Origin of the sequence: Bradyrhizobium sp. U531, assembly GCF_051710265.1 — a bacterium.
GTDB lineage: Bacteria > Pseudomonadota > Alphaproteobacteria > Rhizobiales > Xanthobacteraceae > Bradyrhizobium.
The window spans coordinates 1,033,876-1,055,110 of record NZ_JASVEN010000001.1 but is presented as its reverse complement, the minus strand read 5'-3'; the positions used below and the strand labels follow the sequence as shown (position 1 = coordinate 1,055,110).

Below are 21,235 nucleotides of genomic sequence, written 5' to 3'. Positions count from 1 at the left end.
CATGGCAGCCCTGAGCATTCGCGACCTGTCCAAGCGCTACGCCAATCTGGAGGTGCTGAAGGACATCGCGCTCGACATCGAGAGCGGCGAGTTCACCGTGCTGGTCGGACCGTCCGGCTGCGGCAAGTCCACCCTGCTCAACATCGTCGCCGGGCTTGACCGTCCGAGCGCCGGAACGATCGAGATCGGCGGGCGCGTGGTCAACGATGTTGCCCCGAAAGACCGCGACATCGCCATGGTGTTCCAGTCCTACGCGCTCTATCCGTCGATGACGGTGCGCCAGAACATCACCTTCGGCATGGAGTGCCGTCACGTGCCCAAGGCCGCGCAGGACGCCGCGGTCGCGAACGTCGCAAAGCTGCTGCAGATCGAGCCGCTGCTCGGCCGCAAGCCGTCGCAGCTCTCCGGCGGCCAGCGCCAGCGCGTCGCGATGGGGCGCGCATTGGTACGGGATCCCCTGCTCTTTCTGTTCGACGAGCCGCTCTCCAATCTCGACGCCAAGCTGCGCGTGGAGATGCGGATGGAGATCAAGCGGCTGCACCAGCGCATCGGCGCCACCATCGTCTATGTCACCCACGACCAGATCGAGGCCATGACGATGGCGACGCGGATCGCCGTGATGCATCAGGGCCGCGTGCAGCAATTCGCCGATCCCGATACGGTGTATCGCTACCCCGCCAACCTGTTCGTCGCGCGCTTCATGGGCTCGCCCCCGATGAACACCATGGCGGCCCGGCTCGAGAGCGACAGTGACGGGCTGGTGGCCGTGATCGGCGCCGGCCGGCCGGACGAGGTCCGCCTGCGCCTCGGACAATATGACGGCGCGGCATCCTTTGTCGGGCGCGAGGTGGTGGTCGGCATCAGGCCGGAATGTATCGCCGAAGGCAACCGCGCGTTCTCAGAGGAAGCGCCCGTCCTCGTCGAGGCTCCCGTGGACATGGTCGAGCCGACCGGTGCCGAGACCATGGTGTCGCTGCGGCTCGGCGGCGAGCCCGCGATGGCGCGGATCTCGCCCGACATCCGTCCCACGCCCGGCACGTCCGCCTCCTTCGCGCTCGACACCCGCCGCATTTGCCTGTTCGACCCCGAGACGGAGCGACTGATCGCATGACCAAGACGAGCTATTCGAGCCTCGCGGACCGCGTGGTGCTGATCACCGGCGGCGCCAGCGGCATTGGTGCCGCCTTCGTGCGCGCCTTCGCCGCCCAGCGCGCCCGCGTCGCCTTCCTCGATATCGACCAGGCGGCCGGTGCGGCGCTGGCCGCGGAGGTCGGGGCGGCATGCGATACGGCGCCGCTGTTCGTGCCCAGCGACCTCCTGGACATCGAGGCCTTGCGCGCCGCCATGGCGGAGGTTCAGCGAAAGCTCGGCAATGCCGCGGTGCTCGTCAACAATGCGGCCAACGATCACCGTCAGGTGCTGGCCGACGTGACGCCCGCCGAGTTCGACTGGATGACCGGCGTCAATTTCAGGCACGTCTTTTTTGCCGCGCAAGCGGTGGTGCCCCAGATGAAGGCGCGCGGCGGCGGCTCGATCATCAACATGTCGTCGATCGCCTGGATGCGCGGTGCGCCGGCGCTGCCGGTCTATGCAGGCGCCAAGGCGGCGATCGTTGGTTTCACCAACTCGCTGGCGCGCCTGGTCGGCCCCGACCGTATCCGCGTCAACGCGATTGCGCCCGGCATGGTGATCACCGAACGGCAGCGACGGCTGTGGTATCCGGACGAGACGGTCATCACCGAGATGCGCGCGCGCCAGGCCGTTCCGGATGCCGTCACGCCCGAGGACATCGCCAATATGGCGCTGTTCCTCGCCTCCGACGAAAGCCAGCGCATCACCAGCCAGTGTTTTCGCGTCGACGCGGGGCTCGCCTAAGGTGTGCACCCATTTTGTCTTGGGTCCACTTTATTCTCGGAAGCAGACGCGAAGCATACGTTGACGCAGGTCGTCCTTGGGCCAATAGCGTACACAGCTGGGTCAACGAATCGCGCTTGCACTCTTCAGCAACGCAACGAGCTGACTTTGCTGGATAGTACCCGTTTTGCGGAAAATCTGCTCAAGGCACGAGCGCGCGGTCGTGAACTTGATGCCGATCGCATCCGCCGCCGCCTTGACAGGCTGGCCAGAGGCTACGTTGATCGCCAGGCTTGTGTCGGCCCGCGTAAGGTCGAACAGTCCAAAAAGCGCCCCGGGCGCGGGAACGAGCTCACTCAGCTTGACCGGTGTGAATACCGGGATCGTGTCGCCTCCGGAAAACACCTCACCGCCCCCGGCATTTGCCGGTGGCGACCCAGTCTTGCGCCTGTAATTGTCGAGCAATGACGAAGGTCGGGGAATGACAACGATAAAGCTGCTCACCGTAATGATGATTTCATGCGCTCGGGAGGCTTCGATGATTAATCGCTTTGCTTCGGTTGCTTTAGTTGCTTTTCTATCTTTCGTTGGCTCGTTGGTCAGCAATGCGCAGGCGGAAACAGCGGCGCAACGCCGTCCGGCCGAACAGCGGCTGCCGGCTGCGACGTCGGGGGGCAAAATTTTCATTCAAACCGGCAAGCCTGTCGTAAGCAGAAACAATGTTGATCTAAAAGGAAAAGCTGGGCCGGGGAACCCGCCTGGCGTTGCGCTGAACGGAAAAGCTGGCCCTGGAACTTCAGACATCAAGGGTAAAGCTGGCCCCGGTAATCCTCCTGGCGCTGCGGTTCCGCGGGTCGGCGCTCAATCGGCGCGCTGATTTTGAACGCAGGTGTTTTCCGTCCGTAACTGCACCATCAAAGCAAAATGCCCCGCCTAGCTAAGCGGCTGAGAGGAGCAGGTTGAAGGTGCTGCGAATGGCGAAGAAGCCGTTCACCAAGACGGCGTTCCTGTTCGATCAGTCGCTCGTCGTCGAGCGATCGAGGGCCAGGACGGCGGGGAAAACGACTTCGTTCTGAAGGTGTCGGAGACCGCCCAAGAACAAGCACGGTAAAGCGCGGCAACGCGTTTTTTTTGCAGCCACACCGATGCCGCCGTTGTCAACGCGGCCCTCCAGATAATCGAGGATCGTAAGCGCGATAGCCTCCATCGTGACAATCGCGATCGAGGCGGTTGGCGAAAAGTCCGCTTCGGGTCAAAAGCCGCCAATTGCGCTCAAACCAAGTGACTTCCGCTCGGCCGCTGCCAGCCGACGCTTGCGGGGCCCGCCTAGCTTGGTCGCCCACCCTTGCGCATCGTGGCCAGCACGACATCGGCCGCCAGTACGCTCGGCGATTTGTTGCCGGTCGACATGATCTGATCGAGCTGGGCAAAGGCCTCGATCTGCTGCCGCCGCAGCGGGGAATCCGTCAGCACGTCATGAAGCGCCGGCGCCAGCTTCTCCGGGGTGCAGTCCTCCTGGAGATATTCCGGAATGACGTCCTTGCCGATCACGAGATTGGCAAGGATCACCGAGGAGACGCGGATCGCGCGGCGCAGGATGAAGGCCTCGATCGCACCGACGCGATAGGCGGTCACCATCGGAATGCCCGACAGCGCGAGCTCCAGCGTCACCGTGCCTGACTTGGCCAGCGCCGCGCGCGCGATGCGGAACGCGGCGCGCTTCTCGTTCTCGCCGGTCACGATTCTTGGCTTGACCAGCCAGTTCGCGCTGCCCTCGCGGATGGTGGCTTCGAGATGCGGCATGGTCGGCAGGATCAGCTCGAACGTACGCCCCTCGGCCTGCAAGCGTCCGATCGTTGCGCCGAACACGTCGAGATGGTGCCTGACCTCGCTGCGACGGCTGCCGGGCAGCACCAGCAGCACCGGCGGTTCAGCGTTGCGGCGCGCCTGCTCTTCGGCGTTCGGCCGCAGCGCGGACAATTGCTCAATCAGGGGATGGCCGACATAGCTGCATGGCGGTCCGCCGAGCTTGCGGTATTCCTCGGGCTCGAACGGCAGCAGGCCGAGCACATGGTCGACATAGCCGAGCATGGTCCGCGCCCGCCCCGGCCGCCACGCCCAAAGCTGCGGCGAGACGTAATTGACGACGCGGATATCAGGATTTCGCGCGCGCACGCGGCGGGCGACGCGGTGGGTGAAATCCGGGCTGTCGATGATGACGAGCGCATCGGGCGCGGCATCCGTCACGGCGTCCACGGTCTTGCGGATCAAGCCCAGGATCTTCGGCAATTGCTGCACCACCGCCGCGAAGCCGACGATCGACAGCTCCTCGATCGGAAACAGCGATTCAAGCCCCTCGCGCGCCATCGTGCGGCCGCCGACGCCTGCGAATTCGACGCCGTCGCCGAGGCGCTGGCGCAGCACTTTCATCAAGGCACTGCCGAGCCGGTCGCCGGATTCCTCGGTGGCGATCAGGAAGATCTTGCGCTCGGGGTTGCGCGACTGCATCACGCCGGCAGACCGATGACGAAGAGGTATTTGGCGTCGGCGAACGCAATCATCGCCTGAGGCTCGGCCGCGATGGTGTTGCCGGCAATGACGGCGATGCCGGCAAGGCCGGCCTTCGCAACACCTTCGAGCGTGCGCGGGCCAATCGTCGGCAGGTCGAAGCGCAGGTCCTGGCTGCTCTTCGGCGCCTTCACCAGCACGCCGCGGCCCGTGGCCGCGCGAATGCGCCCCTCCTCGCGCAGCCGGGCGACGCGCGCCAGCAGCGCGTCGGTGCCCTCGATGTCCTCGACCGCCACCACATGGCCGTCGATCACCACGGCGGCCTGACCGATGTCGAACGGGCTGAGCGCGGTCAGCACGGCACGGCCGCGCGCGATGTCGGTCTTGCCGGTGTCGCTGGGCCAGGCGCGCGTGATGCAGCCCTCGGGCATCAGCAGATCAGGCGCGACGTCCTTGATGCCGACCATGCGAAAACCGTCCTGCTCGAGGATGCGGCCGACGCCGGACAAAAGATGATCGTCGCCGCCGCGAAAGGCGCGAATGACGTTGCCGAGCAGGCGCAGCGTCTTGACGTCGAACCGGATCTCCGCGAGCGAGGGCCGCACCAATGTGCCGATGAAGATCAGGTCGCGGCAGCCCTCCTCGCGAAACAGCCGCATCGCACGGCCGAGCTGGCCGACCGAGATCCAGCGGTGGCGGAATTTCTCCAGCCGCGCCGGATCACAGGCCCCGCGCAGCGGGAACAGCACCGGCGTGATGCCGCGGGCGGCAAGCGAGTCGGCGACCGCGAACGGCATCGCGCCGCCGCCGGCGACGATGCCGACCGGCGATGAGATCTCCGCAGCCGCCGATGTCATGCCCGCGGCCATTTTCGAGATCACTTCGTGATGGCGGGAAGGCAGAGCGGGCGCTTGCCCTTGCCGATGAAGTCGAGGATCTCGGCGATCGCGGGATCTTCGCCCGCAAGCGCCCTGGATGCCTCCAGCCGCTCGGCGAAGGTGCCGGGGCCATGGAAGAGTTTCTGGTAGAACGCGCGCACGGTCGCCAGCCGCTGCTTGGTGAACTTGCGCCGCTTCATGCCGATCAGGTTGAGGCCTTCCAGCGCCGCGTACTGGCCGTTGACCAGGCCGAACGGAATGATGTCGTCGCGGACGCCGCAGACGCCGCCGACCATGACCTGCGGGCCGATGCGGGTGAACTGGTGCACGGCGGACAGGCCGCCAATGAAGACGAAGTCGCCGATCTCGCAATGACCGCCGAGCGTCGCCGACGTCGCGAAGATCACGTCATTGCCGACATGGCAGTCATGGCCGACATGGCTGCAATTCATGAAGTAGCCGCGATCGCCGACCGTGGTGATGCCGCCGCCGGCGACGGTGCCGGCGTTCATGGTGACGGATTCCCGGATGGTGCAGCCGGAGCCGATCTGGAGCTTCGTCAGCTCGCCCCGGTAGCTGAGCGACTGCGGCGGCGTACCCAGAGAGGCAAAGGGATAGAGGGTGCAATCGTCACCGATGGTCGTCTGCGCGGTGATGTGCACATGCCCGATCAGCTTGCAGTTCGCGCCGATCACGACGTTCGGGCCGATGATGCAATAGGGGCCGATCTCGGTGCCCTCGCCGATCACGGCGCCGTCCGCGATCCGTGCGGTGGGATCAATCTTGCTCATCAAGCAATCTTACTCGTCAGGAAGTTCTGATTATGTGTTGAAGTCGTTCAGTTTTCCGGTGGTTAGCGCGACTATGCCCGATCTGTCCAGTGACGTATCATCTCGCCGTGTTTCAAGTATCGGATGAAGCGGCCATTCCCGTTCGCCAACAAGTTCATGTGGAGCCTCAGGTATCGTGGTCAGGGCCCTGGCACTTCTGCTCGCGCAGCTCGTGACGGCACCGATCGTGTCCGAGACGGTCGAGACCGGCGAACGCCGCCTCGTCGATCTCGAGACTTTCGAATGCCGCGACATCACCCGGAGCACGGTGCTTCAACGCGTCTGTTACGACCGCGCGCAGCAGGATCTCATCGTGGCGGTCGACGGCAGGTATGACCGCTATTGCGGTGTCGCGGCCGAGACGGTCGACAGCCTGCTCGGCGCGCCGTCCATGGGACGGTTCTTCAACCAGAATATCAGGCGAGAAACTGCCGGCAGCCGCTACGGCTGCCGCGCGTAAGCCCATTTCGGCAGCCTGGACCGCTCAGTCCGTCAGCATGGCGCCGACGTCGGCTTCCGCGACCACTTGGCCGTTGACCTTGGCGTCGCCGTGAAACCACCACATCGCCTTGCGGCGGCCGACCGAGCGCATGTGATACTCGATGGTGTCACCGGGCAGCACCGGCTTGCGGAACTTGCACTTGTCGATGGTGAGGAAATAGACCGCCCGCGGCTTCTCGGTGCCTTCAACCGACTTGATGCCGATCACGCCCGCGGTCTGGGCCATCGCCTCGATCATCATGACGCCGGGATAGACCGGGCGCTCCGGGAAATGCCCCTGGAAGGCCGGCTCGTTGAACGTGACGTTCTTGATGCCGATGCCGCTGTAGTCGGCGCGGATGTTGATCACGCGGTCGATCAGCAGCATCGGGAAACGGTGCGGCAGGGTCTGGAGGATGGCGTTGATGTCCACCAGCTCGAACTTAACAGGTGATTCCGACGTCATTCCCGTCCCTCGTCCTTCGGATCGGCCTTGCTGTCGCGTACCAGGCGCTCCACCGCGATAATTTCCTTGAACCATTGCTTGGTCGGCTTGGCAAAGAAGCCCCCCCAGCGACCGCCCGGCGGGATGTCGTCCTTGACCCCGCTCATCGCGGTGACCTGGGCGCCATCGCCGATCTTGACGTGATTGTTGATGCCAACCTTTGCTCCCAGCGCCACGTTGTCGCCGATCGTCAGGCTGCCCGCGAGGCCGATCTGGGCCGCCAGCAGGCAATTCCGGCCGATCGTCACATTGTGGCCGATCTGGACCTGATTGTCGATTTTGGTGCCCTCGCCGATCACGGTGTCGCGCAGCGAGCCGCGGTCGATGGTGGTTCCGGCACCGACTTCCACGTTGTTCTGGATCAGCACGCGGCCGGTCTGGGGCACCTTCAGATGGCCCTCGGGGCCGAAGAAGATGAACCCGTAGCCATCCTGGCCGATCGAGCAGCCGGGATGGATCAGCACGTTGTTGCCGATCAGGGCGCACTGGATGGCCGTGCGGGCGCCGACATTGCAGTCCCGGCCGATCTTGACGCCGGGGCCGATGACCGCGCCGGCGCCGATCACGCTGCCGCTGCCGATCTCGACATCCGGGCCGATGACCGTCAGCGGCTCGACGATGACGTCGTCCTCGATCCGGGCCGAGGGGTCGATGATGGCCGACGGCGCGATGCCCTCGATCCCGAACCAGGATTGCGGGCGCAGCGCATCGCCGTGCCATTCCCGGGCGATCCCGACAAAGGCGCGGAACGGCTGGGCCACCCGCAGCACGGCCACATGGGCAGGCACCTGGGCCTCGAAGCGCGGGCTCACGAGGCACGCCCCGGCCCGGGTCGCCTTGAGCTCATGGGCATATTTGAGGTTGTCGAAAAACGCCAAATGCATCGGGCCGGCTTCGTCGAGCGAAGCAAGGCCCGTGACGACGCGATCGCCCCTTGCGGGGTCGACCAGCTGCGCCTTGGTCTGCGCGGCAATCTCGGCCAGCGTCGAGGCCGGCGGCTTTTTGAAGAAGGTCGGCTGCGCCATTCCACCCCGTCGCGGTCCGGCTTCGGCATGAAGCGGTCAAGCCGCATCATGCCTTATCTCATGGACTGAGCACGATCTTTTTGAACGCCGGCCCCGATGGGGGGCCGGCTCATGCCCTGCTGATCGAATTAGAACGTGGTGCCGCCGCCGAACCGGAATTCCTGCGTACGGTCGTACTTGCCCTTGCTGAGCGGCACGGCGTAGTCGAAGCGCAGCGGACCGAACGGGGACTGCCAGATCAGGCCGACACCGACCGACGAACGGATGACCTTGCTGTCGTCATAGACGAGGCCGGTACAAGTTCCCGCGCTCACCGGATTGACGCTCGACGGAACACAGCCGGGCAGATTGACTTCGCCGGTCGTCGCCCAGCTCGTCGGTCCCTTATAGTCGTAGAGACCGCCGGCATCGGCATAGACCGCGCCCTTCAAACCCACTTCCTTCGGCAGGAACCAGAACGGCATCTGCAATTCGAGCGAAGCGCCCCAGTACTTGGTGCCGCCCAGAGCGTCCCGAGAACCGAAGGGGTTCAAGTCGCGCGGGCCGATGCCGTTCGGGGCAAAGCCGCGGACGAGGTTCGGGCCCATCTGGAAGTGATCGAGCATGCGCAGATCGCTTCCGATCTTGTTCAACATGCCGCTCTGCACGCGGATGAGGCCGACGATATCAGACACCAGCGGCGTGTAGTACTTCGCATCGACGACGGACTTCAGGTAGGACACGTCGCCGCCGACGCCAGCGAAATCCTGACGGAAATCGACGAGCAGACCGTCGCTCGGGTTCTTGTTGTTGTCCAGCGTGTTGTAGGTGAGCGTGTAGCCGAGCGCCGAGGTCAGGGTCTTGCCGTTGGCAAGCTCCTTACGCACGGGCAGCGAGGCTTCGCCGTCGCTGTAGCAACCGAGGCCGTTGGTCGAGCTGAGATCCGGAACGCCGCCGTTGGCATTCACGAAGGCAGGGCTCGGGTTGAACGCAGAACCGGCAACGTTGTTACAGTTCGCCAGATAGTACGGCAGGGTGATTTCCTGCTGGTAGACCGAGTAGCGCAGCTGCAGCGACAGGTCTTCACGCAAGGAGAAGCCGAGGCGCGGCGAGAAGCCGAGCGTCTTGGTGCCGTAGGAGATGTAGCTGTTGGACAGCTGCTGGCGCTGATAGAGGTCGAGGCCGAGCGCGACGCGGTAGTCGAGCAGATAAGGCTCGACGAACGACAGCGAGTAGCCGCGGGCATACTGGCCGTAGGTTACCGACGCCTTGGCGAACAGGCCCCGGCCGAGCAGATTGCGCTCGGAGATCGAGACTTCGGCCAGCGCGCCGTCCGTGGTGGAGTAACCGCCCGAGACCGAGAAGTCGCCGGTCGATTTCTCTTCCATGTCGACGATCAGGATGACGCGGTCGCTCGACGAGCCGGGCTCGGTCGTGATCTTCACGCTCTTGAAGTAGTCGAGGTTCTTCAGGCGCCGCTCGGCACGGTCAACCAGCGCGCGGTTGTAGGCGTCGCCCTCGGAGATGTCGAACTCGCGCCGGATCACGTAGTCGCGCGTACGGGTGTTGCCGCGCAGGTTGATGCGCTCGATATAGGTGCGCGGGCCTTCGTCGATGTTGAACACGACGGAGACGGTGTGCGCCTCGAAATTGCGGTCGCCGCCGGGACGGACCACGGCAAAGGCATAGCCGCGGCGCGAGGCCTCGATCTGCATCTCCTCGACCGACTTCTCGACCGATTCGACGTTGTAGAGCGAGCCGACATTGACGCGCGAATAGGCGCGCAGCGACGAGGGATCGAAGTTCGGAATGCTGGAGCGGAAGTCGAGCGCGCCGACGCGGTACTGCGATCCTTCCTCGATCTTGAAGGTGACGTTGAAGCCCTTCTTCTCCGGATCGTATTCGGTGAGCGCGGCGACCACCTGGACGTCGGCGTAACCGTTCTTGAGATAGAAGCGGCGGATCAGGTCGCGGTCGGCTTCGACGCGGTCGGGATCGTAGATGTCACCGCTGGCGAGGAAGCTCAGCAGGTTCGATTCGCGGGTCTTGATGACGTCCCTGAGGCGGTAGGATGAGAACGCATTGTTACCGACGAACTCGATCGACTTGACGCCGGTCTTGGCGCCCTCCTCAACCGTGAAGATGAGGTCGACCCGGTTGTTCGGCTGCTCGATGATCTCAGGGGTGACGCGGACGTCATAGCGGCCCGACCGGCGATAGATCTCGGCGATTCGCAGCGTGTCGGACTGCACCATGGCGCGCGAGAAGGTGCCGCGCGCCTTCGACTGGACTTCAGTGGTGAGCTGCTCGTCCTTGATCTTCTTGTTGCCCTCGAAGGCGACACGGCCGATCACCGGGTTTTCGACCACGGAAACGATAATCTGGCCGCCGGAGCCGCGGTTGATCCTGACGTCCTGGAACAGGCCGGTCTCGATCAGAGCCTTGAGGCCGTCATCGATCGCGCCTTGATCGAGGCGACCGCCCGGACCGGGCTTGAAATAGGAGCGGATCGTCTCCACCTCGACGCGGCGATTCCCTTCGACGGAAATCGACTGCACCGTCTGAGCGAGCGCAGACGAAGACACGAAAACAGCCCCGACCGGGGCAACCACCGCCGCGCCGAACATGATCAGGGTTGCGAGCAAGCCCCCCCGGAGTCGCAGTCCAAACTTCATGCGCAACGCGCCCTTATCATTCCGAGCCAGACTCAACCCCAACGCCGGGTCTGGAAGATTCCCCAAGTTCAGGCCGCTTGTAGCCAATTTCACCGACGCCGCAAACGGCCGAAAGCGCCGTAATTTCATTTCATTCCAAGACGTTGCTCAACAGCAACGCCACAAAAAAGCCCAATTAGGAAGCGGCCATCCGCAGGATGTCGTTGTAGGTCGCAAACACCATCAGCATCAGCACCAAACCGAGCCCGATTCGGAACCCCATCTCCTGGGTCCGTTCGGACAAGGGCCGGCCACGGACCACTTCGGCCGCGTAGAACATCAGGTGGCCGCCATCGAGCAGCGGGATCGGGAACAGGTTCAACAGCCCGATCGACACCGAGAGCACCGCGCACAAATTGATCACGAACTGGAACCCGGCGCTGGCGGCCTGCCCCGACATCTTCGCGATTCCCAGGACGCCGCTGACTTCGTTGGGATTCCCCTGCCCGATGAACAGAGAGCCCAGGAACTTGAAGGTGCTGGTGATGATGAACCATACCTGCTCGACCCCGATCTTGAGGGCCTCGCCGATGCCGACCGGCGCGGTCGAGGCCTCGCCGGCCTGCGCCTTGTGCTCGACGCCGAGCACGCCGAGACGATGGCTGTTGCCGAACGGATCCTTGCGCTCGAGCAGCGCCGGGGTTGCGGTCAGGGCGACGACGGCGCCGTCCCGCTTCACCTGGAAGGCAAGCGCCGAACCGGCGTTCATCGCAACGATTCGCTGCATGTCGGCAAAGCTCTCGATCGGCTTGCCGTCGATCTGGACGACGACGTCCCCGACCTTGAAGCCGGCGGCCGCAGCCGCGCCGTCGGCAACGACGCCGTCGACGCGGGCGATCGTGCTGGGCTTGCCGTAGTACAGCGCCATTCCGGCGAAGATCAGCGCACCCAGGATGAAATTGGCGATGGGGCCGGCGGCGACGATGGCGGCGCGCGGGCCGACCTTCTTGTGGTGGAAGCTGCCGGCGCGCTCCTCGGCCGTCATGGACGCGAGCGTCTGGGCCGACGGGGTCGAAGCCTCGCTCTCGTCACCGAAGAACTTGACGTAGCCGCCGAGTGGGATCGCCGAGATCTTCCAGCGGGTGCCGTGGCGGTCGTTGAAACCGACCAGCTCAGGTCCGAAACCGAGCGAAAACGTCAGGACACGAACGCCCGCCCAGCGCGCGACCAGAAAATGGCCGAGCTCATGGAAGAACACGACGATCGTCAGGACGAACAGGAAGGGAACCGCATAGCCCAGGACCCCATGGCTCAACGCATTGAAACTATGGGTAAAAAAGTCGATCATCGAATTCCCTCATCCAGCGCCGCTAGGCCCTGGCCCCGAACCATCTAGGATGCCTTTAAGGCAATTTGAGGCAATAGGGCGGCAGCTTTATTTCGCGCAACATGGTCAACAGAGATTGCATCATCGGCTGAGGTCATGGGCGCCTGGTTCCCGGTTCGGATCCAGTCGTCAAGCGTGGCCTCGACCAGTCGGGCGATCGCGCCGAACCGGATCTTGCCGGCGATGAAGGCGGCGACCGCGACCTCGTTGGCCGCGTTGTAGACGGTGGTCGCCCCCTTCCCGGTCCGGAGCGAATCGAAAGCGAGGCGCAGCCCGGGGAAGCGCTCGAAATCCGGGGTTTCGAACGTCAGCTGGCCGATCTTGGCGAGATCAAGCTTGGCCGCCGGCCCCTTGATCCGGTCGGGCCAGCCGAGGCAATGCGCGATCGGCGTGCGCATGTCGGGGGCACCGAGCTGGGCCATCACCGAACGGTCGGAGAACTCGACCATGCCGTGGATGATCGACTGCGGATGCACGAGGACGTCGATCTCGTCGGGCGAGAGCGCGAACAGATAGGACGCCTCGATCACCTCGAGGCCCTTGTTCATCATCGAGGCGGAATCGATCGTGATCTTCTGGCCCATGCTCCAGTTCGGATGCTTCAGGGCCTGCTCGAGCGTGGCCTGCTCGATGTCGGCGGGCTTCCAGGTGCGGAACGGGCCGCCCGACGCCGTGATGATGACACGGACCAGCTCGTCGCGATTGCCTGAAGCGAGCGCCTGAAACAGCGCGTTGTGCTCGGAATCGGCCGGAAGGATGCAGGCGCCCGCTTTCGCCGCGCGCTGCATGAAGAAATCACCGGCGCAAACCAGGCATTCCTTGTTGGCCAGCGCGACATGCGCGCCGCGATCGACCGCGGCCAGCGCCGGCTTCAATCCGGCAGCGCCGCTCACGGCGGCCATCACCCAGTCGGCCGGACGCGCGCCAGCCTCGATCACCGCGCTTTCGCCGGCGCCGCATTCGGTGCTCGTTCCCGCGAGCGCGGCCTTGAGCTCGGCGAGCTTGGAGGTGTCGGCGACCGCAACGTAACGCGCGGAAAATTCCTTCGCCAGCTTCGCCAGCGCCGCGACATTGCTGTTCGCCGTCAGCGCCTCGACGCGATAGCGCTCGGGCGAGGCGCGCAGCAGATCCATCGTGCTGTCGCCGATCGAGCCGGTGGCGCCGAGAACCGTGACGCTGCGGACGGACGACGCCGCAGCCTTGTTGTTACGCAATGGGACCGCGCTCATATCCTCACCAAACCATAAGACCGCTTCCGGCGCTATGCACACCATGGCGGAGAAAGCCGATAATCCACGCCGCCAGGATGGCGGCGACAAAACCGTCCAGGCGGTCCATAAGCCCGCCATGCCCGGGAATTAAGTGACTGGAATCCTTGACACCGAAGCGCCGCTTCACCGCGGATTCGAACAGATCGCCCGCTTGCGAGACCACCGACAGGACGGCGCTGACCAACAGCAGCGGAACCGCCTTCCCGATCCCGCAGGCGGCAAAACCTCCGGCCACCGCAAGGCTCGCGACAAAGCCGCCGAGCGCGCCTGACCATGTCTTCTTCGGGCTGACGCGCGGCCAGAGCTTCGGCCCGCCGATGCTGCGCCCTGCGAAATAGCCGCCGATATCCGTCGCCCACACCACGAGCAGCACGAACATCAGCGCGGAGAAACCGTTGACGAGATCCTTCCGGACCAGGATCGAGGCCAGCAGCGCCGCCGACGCATAAGCGAATCCGGTCGCCGCCCAGATGAACTTGCCTCGCGCGATCAACGTCACGATCGCGCCGCCGACGAGGCCGACGACGAGGGAGGTCTTGAGCCCGCCAAAGGCGACGGCGGCTCCCATCATGGCGATGACGATAGTCCCTGCCCCGGTCAGCGCGGCGGTGCCTGCACCGACCACCGTCAGCCATTCCGCGAACAGCCCGATCGACACCAGCGTGACCAGCAGCACCCACAGCCAGCCACCGGCATAGGCGATCGCAATGGTGAGCGGCGCCAGCACCAGCGCTGCGAGGACCCGCATCACCAGATTGCTCGGGGCGGGCTTTGCGCCCGCCGGTGCGGAATCGGGCTCGCTCACGAGGCGGTTTTCGCGACCAGGCCGCCGAAACGGCGCTCGCGCCTGGCGAATTCGGCGATCGCGCCCTCCAGCGCCGCCTTGTCGAAATCGGGCCAGTGGATCGGCACGAACACCAGCTCGCTATAGGCGGCCTGCCACATCAGGAAGTTGGACAGGCGCTGCTCGCCGCTGGTGCGGATGATGAGATCGGGGTCGGGAATGTCGGGCGCATCGAGATGCGCCCCGAGCGTCTCGGCGTCGATCGTCGCGGGATCGCGCGTGCCATCTGCGACCTCGCGCGCGAGCTTCTGCGCCGCTTTCGCGATCTCCTGCCGCGAGCCGTAGTTGAACGCGACGACCAGCGTCAGCCGCGTGTTGTCGCGTGTCAGCTCCTCGGCTTCGTTCAGCAGCGCGCAGATGTCGCCTTCCAGCCCCTCGCGCTCGCCGATGATGCGGACCTTGACGCCGTCGCGATGCAGGCTCGCCAGATCGTTGCGAATGAAGCGGCGGAGCAGCCCGAACAGATCGCCGATCTCGCTCGCCGGGCGCGACCAGTTCTCCGACGAGAAGGAGAAGATGGTGAGATAGCGGATGCCGAGCTCGTGCGAGGCCCGCACCACGCGGCGCAGAGCCTCGACGCCGCGGCGATGCCCCTCCGCACGCGGCAAACCGCGCGCGGCCGCCCAACGCCCGTTGCCATCCATGATGATGGCGACATGCGCGGGCGCCTCGGACCGATCGGGTCCTTCCGTTGCAGGCGCGGCGGCGTTGGACATTGAAGGTGGCCTTAAACGGTGAGAATTTCTTTTTCCTTGGCAGCCAGCAACTGATCGATCTCGGCGATGGTTCCGTCGGTCGCCTTCTGCACCTCGTCGGCGTGACGCTTCTGGTCGTCCTCCGACATCTCGTGATTCTTCTCGAGCTTCTTGAGGACGTCGAGACCGTCGCGGCGAACGTGACGCGCGGCGACCTTGGCGGCTTCCGCGTATTTATGCGCGACCTTCACCAGCTCCTTGCGGCGCTCCTCGTTCAGCTCGGGGATGCGCAGACGCAGCACCTGGCCTTCGGTCGCGGGCGACAGGCCGAGGTTGGAATCGACGATCGCCTTCTCGACCGGCTTGACCATCGACTTGTCCCAGACCTGCACCGAGATCAGGCGCGGCTCCGGCACGCTGACGGTGGCGAGCTGGTTGAGCGGCATATGGCTGCCGTAAGCTTCGACCTGGACCGGGTCGAGCATCGAGGCCGAAGCGCGGCCCGTGCGCAGGCCGCCAAGCTCGTGCTTGAGCGAGGCAACTGCGCCCTGCATGCGGCGCTTCACTTCGTTGAGGTCGAAATTACCCGTGGACATCACGTTTCTCCTTCAAAATCCCGGCGACCGCTCCGCGCCCTTCCCTTTCGGGCGCGCCAGATCAGCCGTCAGCCGGCGACAATGGTTCCGTGGCCGACGCCACGCAGAATCGCGCCGATCGACCCCGGCTCCGCGATCGAGAATACGATGATAGGCAGTGACGTCTCGCGGGCAAGCGCGAAGGCAGTCGCATCCATCACCTTGTAGCCGCCCTCGATCGCCTGCGAATGGGTCAGCCGGTCGAACCGCGTGGCGGACGGATCCTTCTTCGGATCGGCCGAGTAGACGCCGTCGACATTGGTCGCCTTCAGCACCGCCTGGGCGCCGATCTCGGCGGCGCGCAGCACCGCGGTCGTATCGGTCGTGAAGAACGGATTGCCGGTGCCGCCGCCAAGCAGCACGATCCGGCCCTCGGCGAGGTATTTGTGCGCCGCAGTGCGGGTGAAAAGCTCGGAAATCTCAGGCATGACGAAGGCCGACAGCGTGCGCGCCGGCATGCCCTTGCGCTCGATCGCCGCTTCCAGCGCGAGGCAGTTCATCATGGTGGCGAGCATGCCCATGGTGTCGCCGGTCGGGCGCGACACGCCGCGGGCGGAGACTTCCACGCCGCGCACGATATTGCCGCCGCCGATCACCACCGAAACCTCGGTGCCGAGCTTGCGGGCGGCGATCAGATCGTCCGCAACCCGGTCGACGGTCGGCTGATCGATGCCAAAGCCTTGCTGTCCCGCGAGATATTCGCCGGACAGCTTGATCACGACGCGACGATAGACCGGATCAGACATGGGCACTTTCCTTCTCCGGGTGCCGCTTCCGGCGGCACGCCGGAAGGAGGTGTTCCGGCGCTTACTTCTTGCCGCTGGCCGCGGCGACCTCGGCCGCGAAGTCGCTTTCCTGCTTCTCGATTCCCTCGCCGAGAGCATAGCGCACAAAGCCGGCGATCTTCACAGCGCCGCCGACCTTGCCCTCGGCCTCCTTCACCGCCTGCGCCACCGACTTGCCGGTGTCGTGGATGAAGGCTTGTTCGAGCAGGCAGACTTCCTTGTAGTAGGTCTTCAGACCGGACTCGACGATCTTCTCGATCACGTTCTCCGGCTTGCCCTGCTGGCGATACTTGTCGGCCAGCACGTCCTTCTCGCGCTTGACGACCGCCGGATCGAGACCGGACGGATCGAGCGCCAGCGGGTTGGCGGCCGCAACATGCATCGCGATCTGGCGGCCGAGCGCGGCGAGATCGTCGGCCTTGCCGGGCGATTCCAGCGCCACGATCACGCCCATCTTGCCGGCGCCGTCGACGACCGCGCCGTGGACGTAATGCGCAACAACGCCCTGGCTCACTTCGAGCGCAGCGGCGCGGCGCAGCGTCATGTTCTCGCCGATGGTGGCGATCGCATCATTGATCGCGGCTTCGACCGTGACGTCACCGATCTTGGCGGTCTTGATCTTCTCGACGTCGGCTCCGACATCGAACGCGACCTGGGCGATCATCTTGACCAGGCCCTGGAACTGACCGTTGCGCGCGACGAAGTCGGTCTCGGAGTTGACCTCGACCACGACGCCCTTGTTGCCCTTGGTGAGCGCGCCGATCAGGCCCTCGGCCGCGACGCGGCCGGACTTCTTGGCGGCCTTGGACAGGCCCTTCTTGCGCAGCCAATCCTGCGCCGCTTCCATGTTGCCGTCGTTTTCGGTCAGCGCGGCCTTGCAGTCCATCATGCCCGCGCCGGTCGACTCGCGCAGGTCCTTGACCATCGCAGCTGTGATCGTTGCCATCGTTGAAAATCCTTTGTGCCTGCCGGTTTGCCGCGGCGTGGCTCCAATCGCCCCGCCGCGGTCCATCTCAGGAATTCGCGTCAACTGAATGAAATGGTGGCCGGATCGCGTCCGGCCAACCCATCGCTCGTCTTGACTATTCCGCTTCCGCGGTCAGCGCCTTGGCCTTGGCCACCCAGGCATCCGCGCGGCTCGGCAGACCAACTTCTTCGCTGATCGTGTGCGCGGTGTCGTGGTCGAGCTCGGCGAGCTGCCAGAAGTGGAAGATGCCGAGGTCGTTGAACTTCTTCTCGATCGCACCCGAGACGCCCGGGAGCTTCTTGAGGTCGTCGGCAGTGCCGCGGGGACCCGCAAGGCCCTGGAAGCCGCTCGACGAGGCCGCCGGCAGCTCTTCGGCCATCGGACGGGTCGAGGCGCCGATGTCGACGCCCGAATCGCCCTGGGCGCGCGAGATGCCGTCGATCGCGGCGCGTGCGATCAGGTCGCAATACAGCGCGATGGCGCGGCCGGCGTCGTCATTGCCGGGGACCACATAGGTGATGCCCTTCGGGTCCGAATTGGTATCGACGATCGCGGCGACCGGAATGTTGAGGCGCTGGGCCTCCTGGATCGCGATGTCTTCCTTGTTGGTGTCGATCACGAAGATCAGGTCGGGCAGACCGCCCATATCCTTGATGCCGCCGAGCGACCGGTCGAGCTTGTCGCGCTCGCGCTGAAGCGTCAGGCGCTCCTTCTTGGTGTAGGAGCTGGCATCGCCGCCCGCCAGCACGTCGTCGAGGTGACGCAGGCGCTTGATCGAGGCCGAGATCGTCTTCCAGTTGGTCAGCGTGCCGCCGAGCCAGCGCGAATTGACGAAGTACTGCGCGCAGCGCTTGGCCGCGTCAGCAACGCCGTCCTGCGCCTGGCGCTTGGTGCCGACGAACAGGATACGGCCGCCCTTGGCGACGGTGTCGCTGACGGCCTGAAGCGCCGTGTGCAGCATCGGCACGGTCTGGGCGAGGTCGACGATGTGGATGTTGTTGCGGGCGCCGAAAATGAACGGAGCCATTTTGGGATTCCAGCGGTGAGACTGGTGACCAAAGTGCACGCCGGCTTCGAGGAGCTGACGCATAGTGAAATCGGGTAGTGCCATCGTTCTAATTCTCCGGTTGGTTCCTCCGGAAGCGTGTGAGCAAAACAGAGCGTTGTCGCCCCGGTTGCCACCGGACGGCCTTGCGAGCCATGCTTCCGTGTGAGATGGCGCGCTGTATAGCGCGATTTCGGCCAGAAGCAAGGAAATAAGGGCCTTTCCGGGGCGGATTTCGCCCGCCGAAAGACCCCCATTCCGCAAGGACCCTGCAAGGCCCGGCCCTACCTCACTACCCCGCTAGCATTTGGGCTGGTTGGGCGGGCACTTCTTTGCCGCCGGCGGGGGAGCCGCGGGCCGCGGCGGAGGTGCTGCCGGGCGTGGCGGCGGCGCGACCGCCATCCGCGGCGGCGGTGGCGGGGGTGCCGGACGGGCGACCGGTGGCGGCGGTGCCGGCCGCGCCACGGGCGGCGGAGGCGCCGGACGCGCAACCGCCACGGGCGGAGCCACCCGTGCCGGCGGAGGTGCTGCGACTCGCGGCGGAGGCGGCGGTGCGGGACGTGCGACGGCCGCAGGCGGCGGCGGTGTCGGCCTCGCCACGGCTTGCGGACGCGCCGGTGGCGCGGACGGACGGGCCGCCTGCGCCGGCGCAGGCGGCGGCAGATGCTGCGGCCTGACCGGTTCGCGCGCAGCCGAGGGCGGCGGGACCGGACGTCCCGCAACACCGGGGGCCGCGTTGGGCGGCGTCTGCGCAACCGGCGGCTTCGGCGCCTGACCGGGCACGGCGGCAGGGTTCGTTGCAGTCGGCGCAGCGGTCGCCGGCGCCGTGGCCGTTGGCGCATTGGGATGAGCCGGCGGTGGAGCACCCGGCGTTGCAGTCACCGGTGCTCCCGGATGGGGCGGCGCGGTCGGCGGAGCGGTTGCCGTCGGAGCGGTCACCCCGGGCGCGGGCTTGCCGCCCGGCAGGGTCCCTGCTCCCGGCGGTGGCGCTGGCGGCCCGCCATGGGCACCGGGCACCGGCAAGGTGTTGGCCTGCGGAAGCTTGGCCTGTGGTGCGACCGGCGGCGCTGCGGTCGGCGCGACAGCCGCAGGCGTTACTGGAGGCGTCACCGGAGGCGTACCGGGCTTCGCCATCGGCTGGATCGCCCCCGGGAGCGCATTTGGTTTTGCCGTCGGCTGGATCGTCGCGCTGGGCGGCATCGGCGCCTTGCCTTGCTGGATCAGCGCGGCACGCTGCGCGACCGCCTGCGGCACCGCCGGGCCTGCCGGATTGGCACGGCCGGCAACCGCCGGCGCCAGATTGGCGGGACCTGGTCCCGGCCCCGCGGCCGGCGCAGGCGCCGGCGCCGGCGGCCGATTGATCACCGTGTTGATGACCGTCGTATTGTGGATGTTCTGGTAGATGATGTTGTTCGGCGGCGGCGCGACATAAACCGGCGGCCTGACGAACACAGGGATCGGCACGAACACCGGCTGCGGCAGCACGAACAGGCCGACCACGGGCATCGGCGGCGGCAGCACGACGAAATCCGGCGGCGGCGGCGGCAGGTAATAGACCGGCGGCGGCGGTGGCGGCGCGAAGCCGAAATCGGGATCGCTGAAATACAGCACCGGACGATCGACATAGACCACCTCCTCCGGCGGCGGCGGCGGCACGTCATAGTCGATCATCGCAAAGCTCGGCGGCGGCTCCGGCGGCGCGGTGAGGATCGCAAGACGCCGGCGCGCATCGCCGGCGTGCGGCCCGCGCGGATAGCGGCGCAGATACGACCAATAGGCTTCCGGCGTGTCGGTGCGGTAGGTCCGCCGCCAGGTGATGGCTTCGCGGCGCGCCGCCACGATCGCCATCACGCGCTTTGCGAGGGGGTCACCGGGATAGGCGGCGAGAAACTCCTCATAGGCCGGCAGCGTGTCGCGCTCGAGCGCGGAGGCATAGGCGTCCTGCACGCCGAGATCGCGGATCGGCTTGTTGCGGATCGCTGCGACCTGGTCGGGCGCGGCCTCCGGCGGCGGCGCGTCGGGTCCGCGCTCGAAGAACGAGAACGGCGCCGAGATCTTCTGCTCGTTCCAGGGCACCTGCGCGCCCTTGCTGGCCTCGTTGACGCGCAGGCGGACGCGGTCGAACACCTCGGGCAACGGCAGGCCGCCGGTGCGGATCATCTCCGCCAGCGACTGCGCGTAGATTCCGTAAGGCCCCGGCTCCTCCGGCGCGACCGTGCCGGGCGCAGCGTTGAAGGCGATCAGCATGTTCGGCTCCGGCTCGACCAGCGAGAGGCCGCTCGCGATCGGCTGGCCGCCCTCGATGAAGGGCTGCGCGCGGGCCGCGTCGAGCACGACGATGTTGGCCTTGAGCGGAATGGACGCGAGCTGGCGCGCATAGTCGCTGATGCGCAGGGCCTCGGTCGGAATGTCGGTGTCGCGGGTGACGTTGGAATCGACCGGGATGAAATAGTTCTCGCCGGCAAGCTGCACGCCATAGCCGGCAAGATAGATCATCGCGATCGTGCCGGGGCCCGAGGCCTGGGCCTTCTGGATGAAATCGCGAAAGCTCTTGCGCAGCGTGTCGCCGTCGAGATCACGCGCGCCGACGACGTCGAAGCCGGCGGCCTGCAGCGTCTGCGCGATCAGTCCGGCATCGTTCGCGGTGGTTGCCAGCGGCGACTTGGCATAGGCGCCGTTGCCGACGACGAGCGCGATGCGCTTCTCCTGCTGCTGCGCGCGCACCGCGCCCGGTGTGCCGGCGGCGATGACCAAGATCGGCAGGAGGAGGCAAATGAAGACTCTGAACGTCCCACGCATGGCTTGCTTGCCCGTTATTGTCGGTTGGATGCCACCACGCATCAGGCGCGCAGCCGGCTGAACGGCGGTTGAACGAAAGGCTTCGATTGAGGCG

At 65.8% G+C, this 21,235-nt stretch carries 19 protein-coding genes; 3 read left to right on the top strand and 16 right to left on the bottom strand.

The genetic code is table 11. The annotated features are described in order from the left end of the window. Position 1: 1 nt before the first annotated feature. Complete coding sequence (locus QRQ56_RS05260; RefSeq protein WP_438738086.1) at positions 2–1,111, top strand: ABC transporter ATP-binding protein; 1,110 nt, start codon at positions 2–4, stop codon at positions 1,109–1,111. Then, positions 1,108–1,875 carry an SDR family NAD(P)-dependent oxidoreductase gene (locus QRQ56_RS05255; RefSeq protein ID WP_438738084.1) on the top strand — a complete coding sequence of 256 codons (768 nt, stop codon included), beginning with the start codon at positions 1,108–1,110 and terminating at the stop codon, positions 1,873–1,875. The genes QRQ56_RS05260 and QRQ56_RS05255 overlap by 4 nt, the downstream gene beginning before the upstream one ends. 102 nt (positions 1,876–1,977) lie before the next feature. Here QRQ56_RS05255 and QRQ56_RS05250 read toward each other — a convergent pair whose 3' ends face one another. From QRQ56_RS05250 to lpxA, 4 genes are all read right to left on the bottom strand, one after another. Then, positions 1,978–2,541: a helix-turn-helix transcriptional regulator gene (locus tag QRQ56_RS05250; protein WP_438738082.1), complete on the bottom strand. Its 564-nt coding sequence runs from the start codon at positions 2,539–2,541 to the stop codon at positions 1,978–1,980. A 639-nt stretch (positions 2,542–3,180) separates the two neighbouring features. Next, the gene (gene lpxB / locus QRQ56_RS05245; RefSeq protein ID WP_438738081.1) at positions 3,181–4,365 is read right to left on the bottom strand and encodes a lipid-A-disaccharide synthase; all 1,185 of its coding nucleotides are present in this window, start codon (positions 4,363–4,365) and stop codon (positions 3,181–3,183) included. Then, positions 4,362–5,219: an LpxI family protein gene (locus QRQ56_RS05240; protein ID WP_438740078.1), complete on the bottom strand. Its 858-nt coding sequence runs from the start codon at positions 5,217–5,219 to the stop codon at positions 4,362–4,364. The genes lpxB and QRQ56_RS05240 overlap by 4 nt, the downstream gene beginning before the upstream one ends. Positions 5,220–5,239: 20 nt before the next feature. Further along, the gene (lpxA, locus tag QRQ56_RS05235; RefSeq protein WP_438738079.1) at positions 5,240–6,031 is read right to left on the bottom strand and encodes an acyl-ACP--UDP-N-acetylglucosamine O-acyltransferase; all 792 of its coding nucleotides are present in this window, start codon (positions 6,029–6,031) and stop codon (positions 5,240–5,242) included. Positions 6,032–6,206: 175 nt separating this feature from the next. Here lpxA and QRQ56_RS05230 point away from each other — a divergent pair, with 175 nt between their 5' ends. Further along, complete coding sequence (locus QRQ56_RS05230) at positions 6,207–6,530, top strand: KTSC domain-containing protein (RefSeq protein WP_438738078.1); 324 nt, start codon at positions 6,207–6,209, stop codon at positions 6,528–6,530. A 24-nt stretch (positions 6,531–6,554) separates the two neighbouring features. Here QRQ56_RS05230 and fabZ read toward each other — a convergent pair whose 3' ends face one another. From fabZ to QRQ56_RS05170, 12 genes are all read right to left on the bottom strand, one after another. Beyond that, positions 6,555–7,016 (bottom strand): 3-hydroxyacyl-ACP dehydratase FabZ, encoded by a 462-nt coding sequence (gene fabZ / locus QRQ56_RS05225; protein WP_438738076.1) that lies wholly within the window; start codon positions 7,014–7,016, stop codon positions 6,555–6,557. After that, positions 7,013–8,080 (bottom strand): UDP-3-O-(3-hydroxymyristoyl)glucosamine N-acyltransferase, encoded by a 1,068-nt coding sequence (gene lpxD / locus QRQ56_RS05220; RefSeq protein ID WP_438738074.1) that lies wholly within the window; start codon positions 8,078–8,080, stop codon positions 7,013–7,015. Before lpxD ends, fabZ begins: the two co-directional genes overlap by 4 nt. A 128-nt stretch (positions 8,081–8,208) precedes the next feature. Then, positions 8,209–10,734: an outer membrane protein assembly factor BamA gene (gene bamA / locus QRQ56_RS05215; RefSeq protein ID WP_438738071.1), complete on the bottom strand. Its 2,526-nt coding sequence runs from the start codon at positions 10,732–10,734 to the stop codon at positions 8,209–8,211. A 175-nt stretch (positions 10,735–10,909) separates the two neighbouring features. Continuing rightward, complete coding sequence (gene rseP, locus QRQ56_RS05210) at positions 10,910–12,061, bottom strand: RIP metalloprotease RseP (protein ID WP_438738069.1); 1,152 nt, start codon at positions 12,059–12,061, stop codon at positions 10,910–10,912. Between the two features lie 44 nt (positions 12,062–12,105). Continuing rightward, positions 12,106–13,329, bottom strand: a complete 1,224-nt coding sequence (dxr, locus tag QRQ56_RS05205; protein ID WP_438738067.1) for a 1-deoxy-D-xylulose-5-phosphate reductoisomerase — start codon at positions 13,327–13,329, stop codon at positions 12,106–12,108. A 4-nt stretch (positions 13,330–13,333) separates the two neighbouring features. Continuing rightward, positions 13,334–14,176 (bottom strand): phosphatidate cytidylyltransferase, encoded by an 843-nt coding sequence (locus tag QRQ56_RS05200; protein ID WP_438738066.1) that lies wholly within the window; start codon positions 14,174–14,176, stop codon positions 13,334–13,336. Next, positions 14,173–14,931 carry an isoprenyl transferase gene (locus QRQ56_RS05195; protein WP_438738064.1) on the bottom strand — a complete coding sequence of 253 codons (759 nt, stop codon included), beginning with the start codon at positions 14,929–14,931 and terminating at the stop codon, positions 14,173–14,175. The genes QRQ56_RS05200 and QRQ56_RS05195 overlap by 4 nt, the downstream gene beginning before the upstream one ends. An 11-nt stretch (positions 14,932–14,942) precedes the next feature. Then, the gene (gene frr / locus QRQ56_RS05190; protein ID WP_438738062.1) at positions 14,943–15,506 is read right to left on the bottom strand and encodes a ribosome recycling factor; all 564 of its coding nucleotides are present in this window, start codon (positions 15,504–15,506) and stop codon (positions 14,943–14,945) included. A 68-nt stretch (positions 15,507–15,574) separates the two neighbouring features. Next, the gene (pyrH, locus tag QRQ56_RS05185) at positions 15,575–16,291 is read right to left on the bottom strand and encodes a UMP kinase (RefSeq protein ID WP_438738060.1); all 717 of its coding nucleotides are present in this window, start codon (positions 16,289–16,291) and stop codon (positions 15,575–15,577) included. Between the two features lie 61 nt (positions 16,292–16,352). Next, the gene (gene tsf / locus QRQ56_RS05180; RefSeq protein ID WP_438738059.1) at positions 16,353–17,276 is read right to left on the bottom strand and encodes a translation elongation factor Ts; all 924 of its coding nucleotides are present in this window, start codon (positions 17,274–17,276) and stop codon (positions 16,353–16,355) included. Between the two features lie 136 nt (positions 17,277–17,412). Beyond that, entirely contained in the window at positions 17,413–18,408 is a 996-nt protein-coding gene (locus tag QRQ56_RS05175) for a 30S ribosomal protein S2 (protein WP_438738057.1), read from the bottom strand. Between the two features lie 234 nt (positions 18,409–18,642). Beyond that, positions 18,643–21,141, bottom strand: coding sequence for a caspase family protein (locus QRQ56_RS05170; RefSeq protein WP_438738055.1), 2,499 nt, complete (start codon positions 21,139–21,141; stop codon positions 18,643–18,645). Between the last annotated feature and the right edge of the window lie 94 nt (positions 21,142–21,235).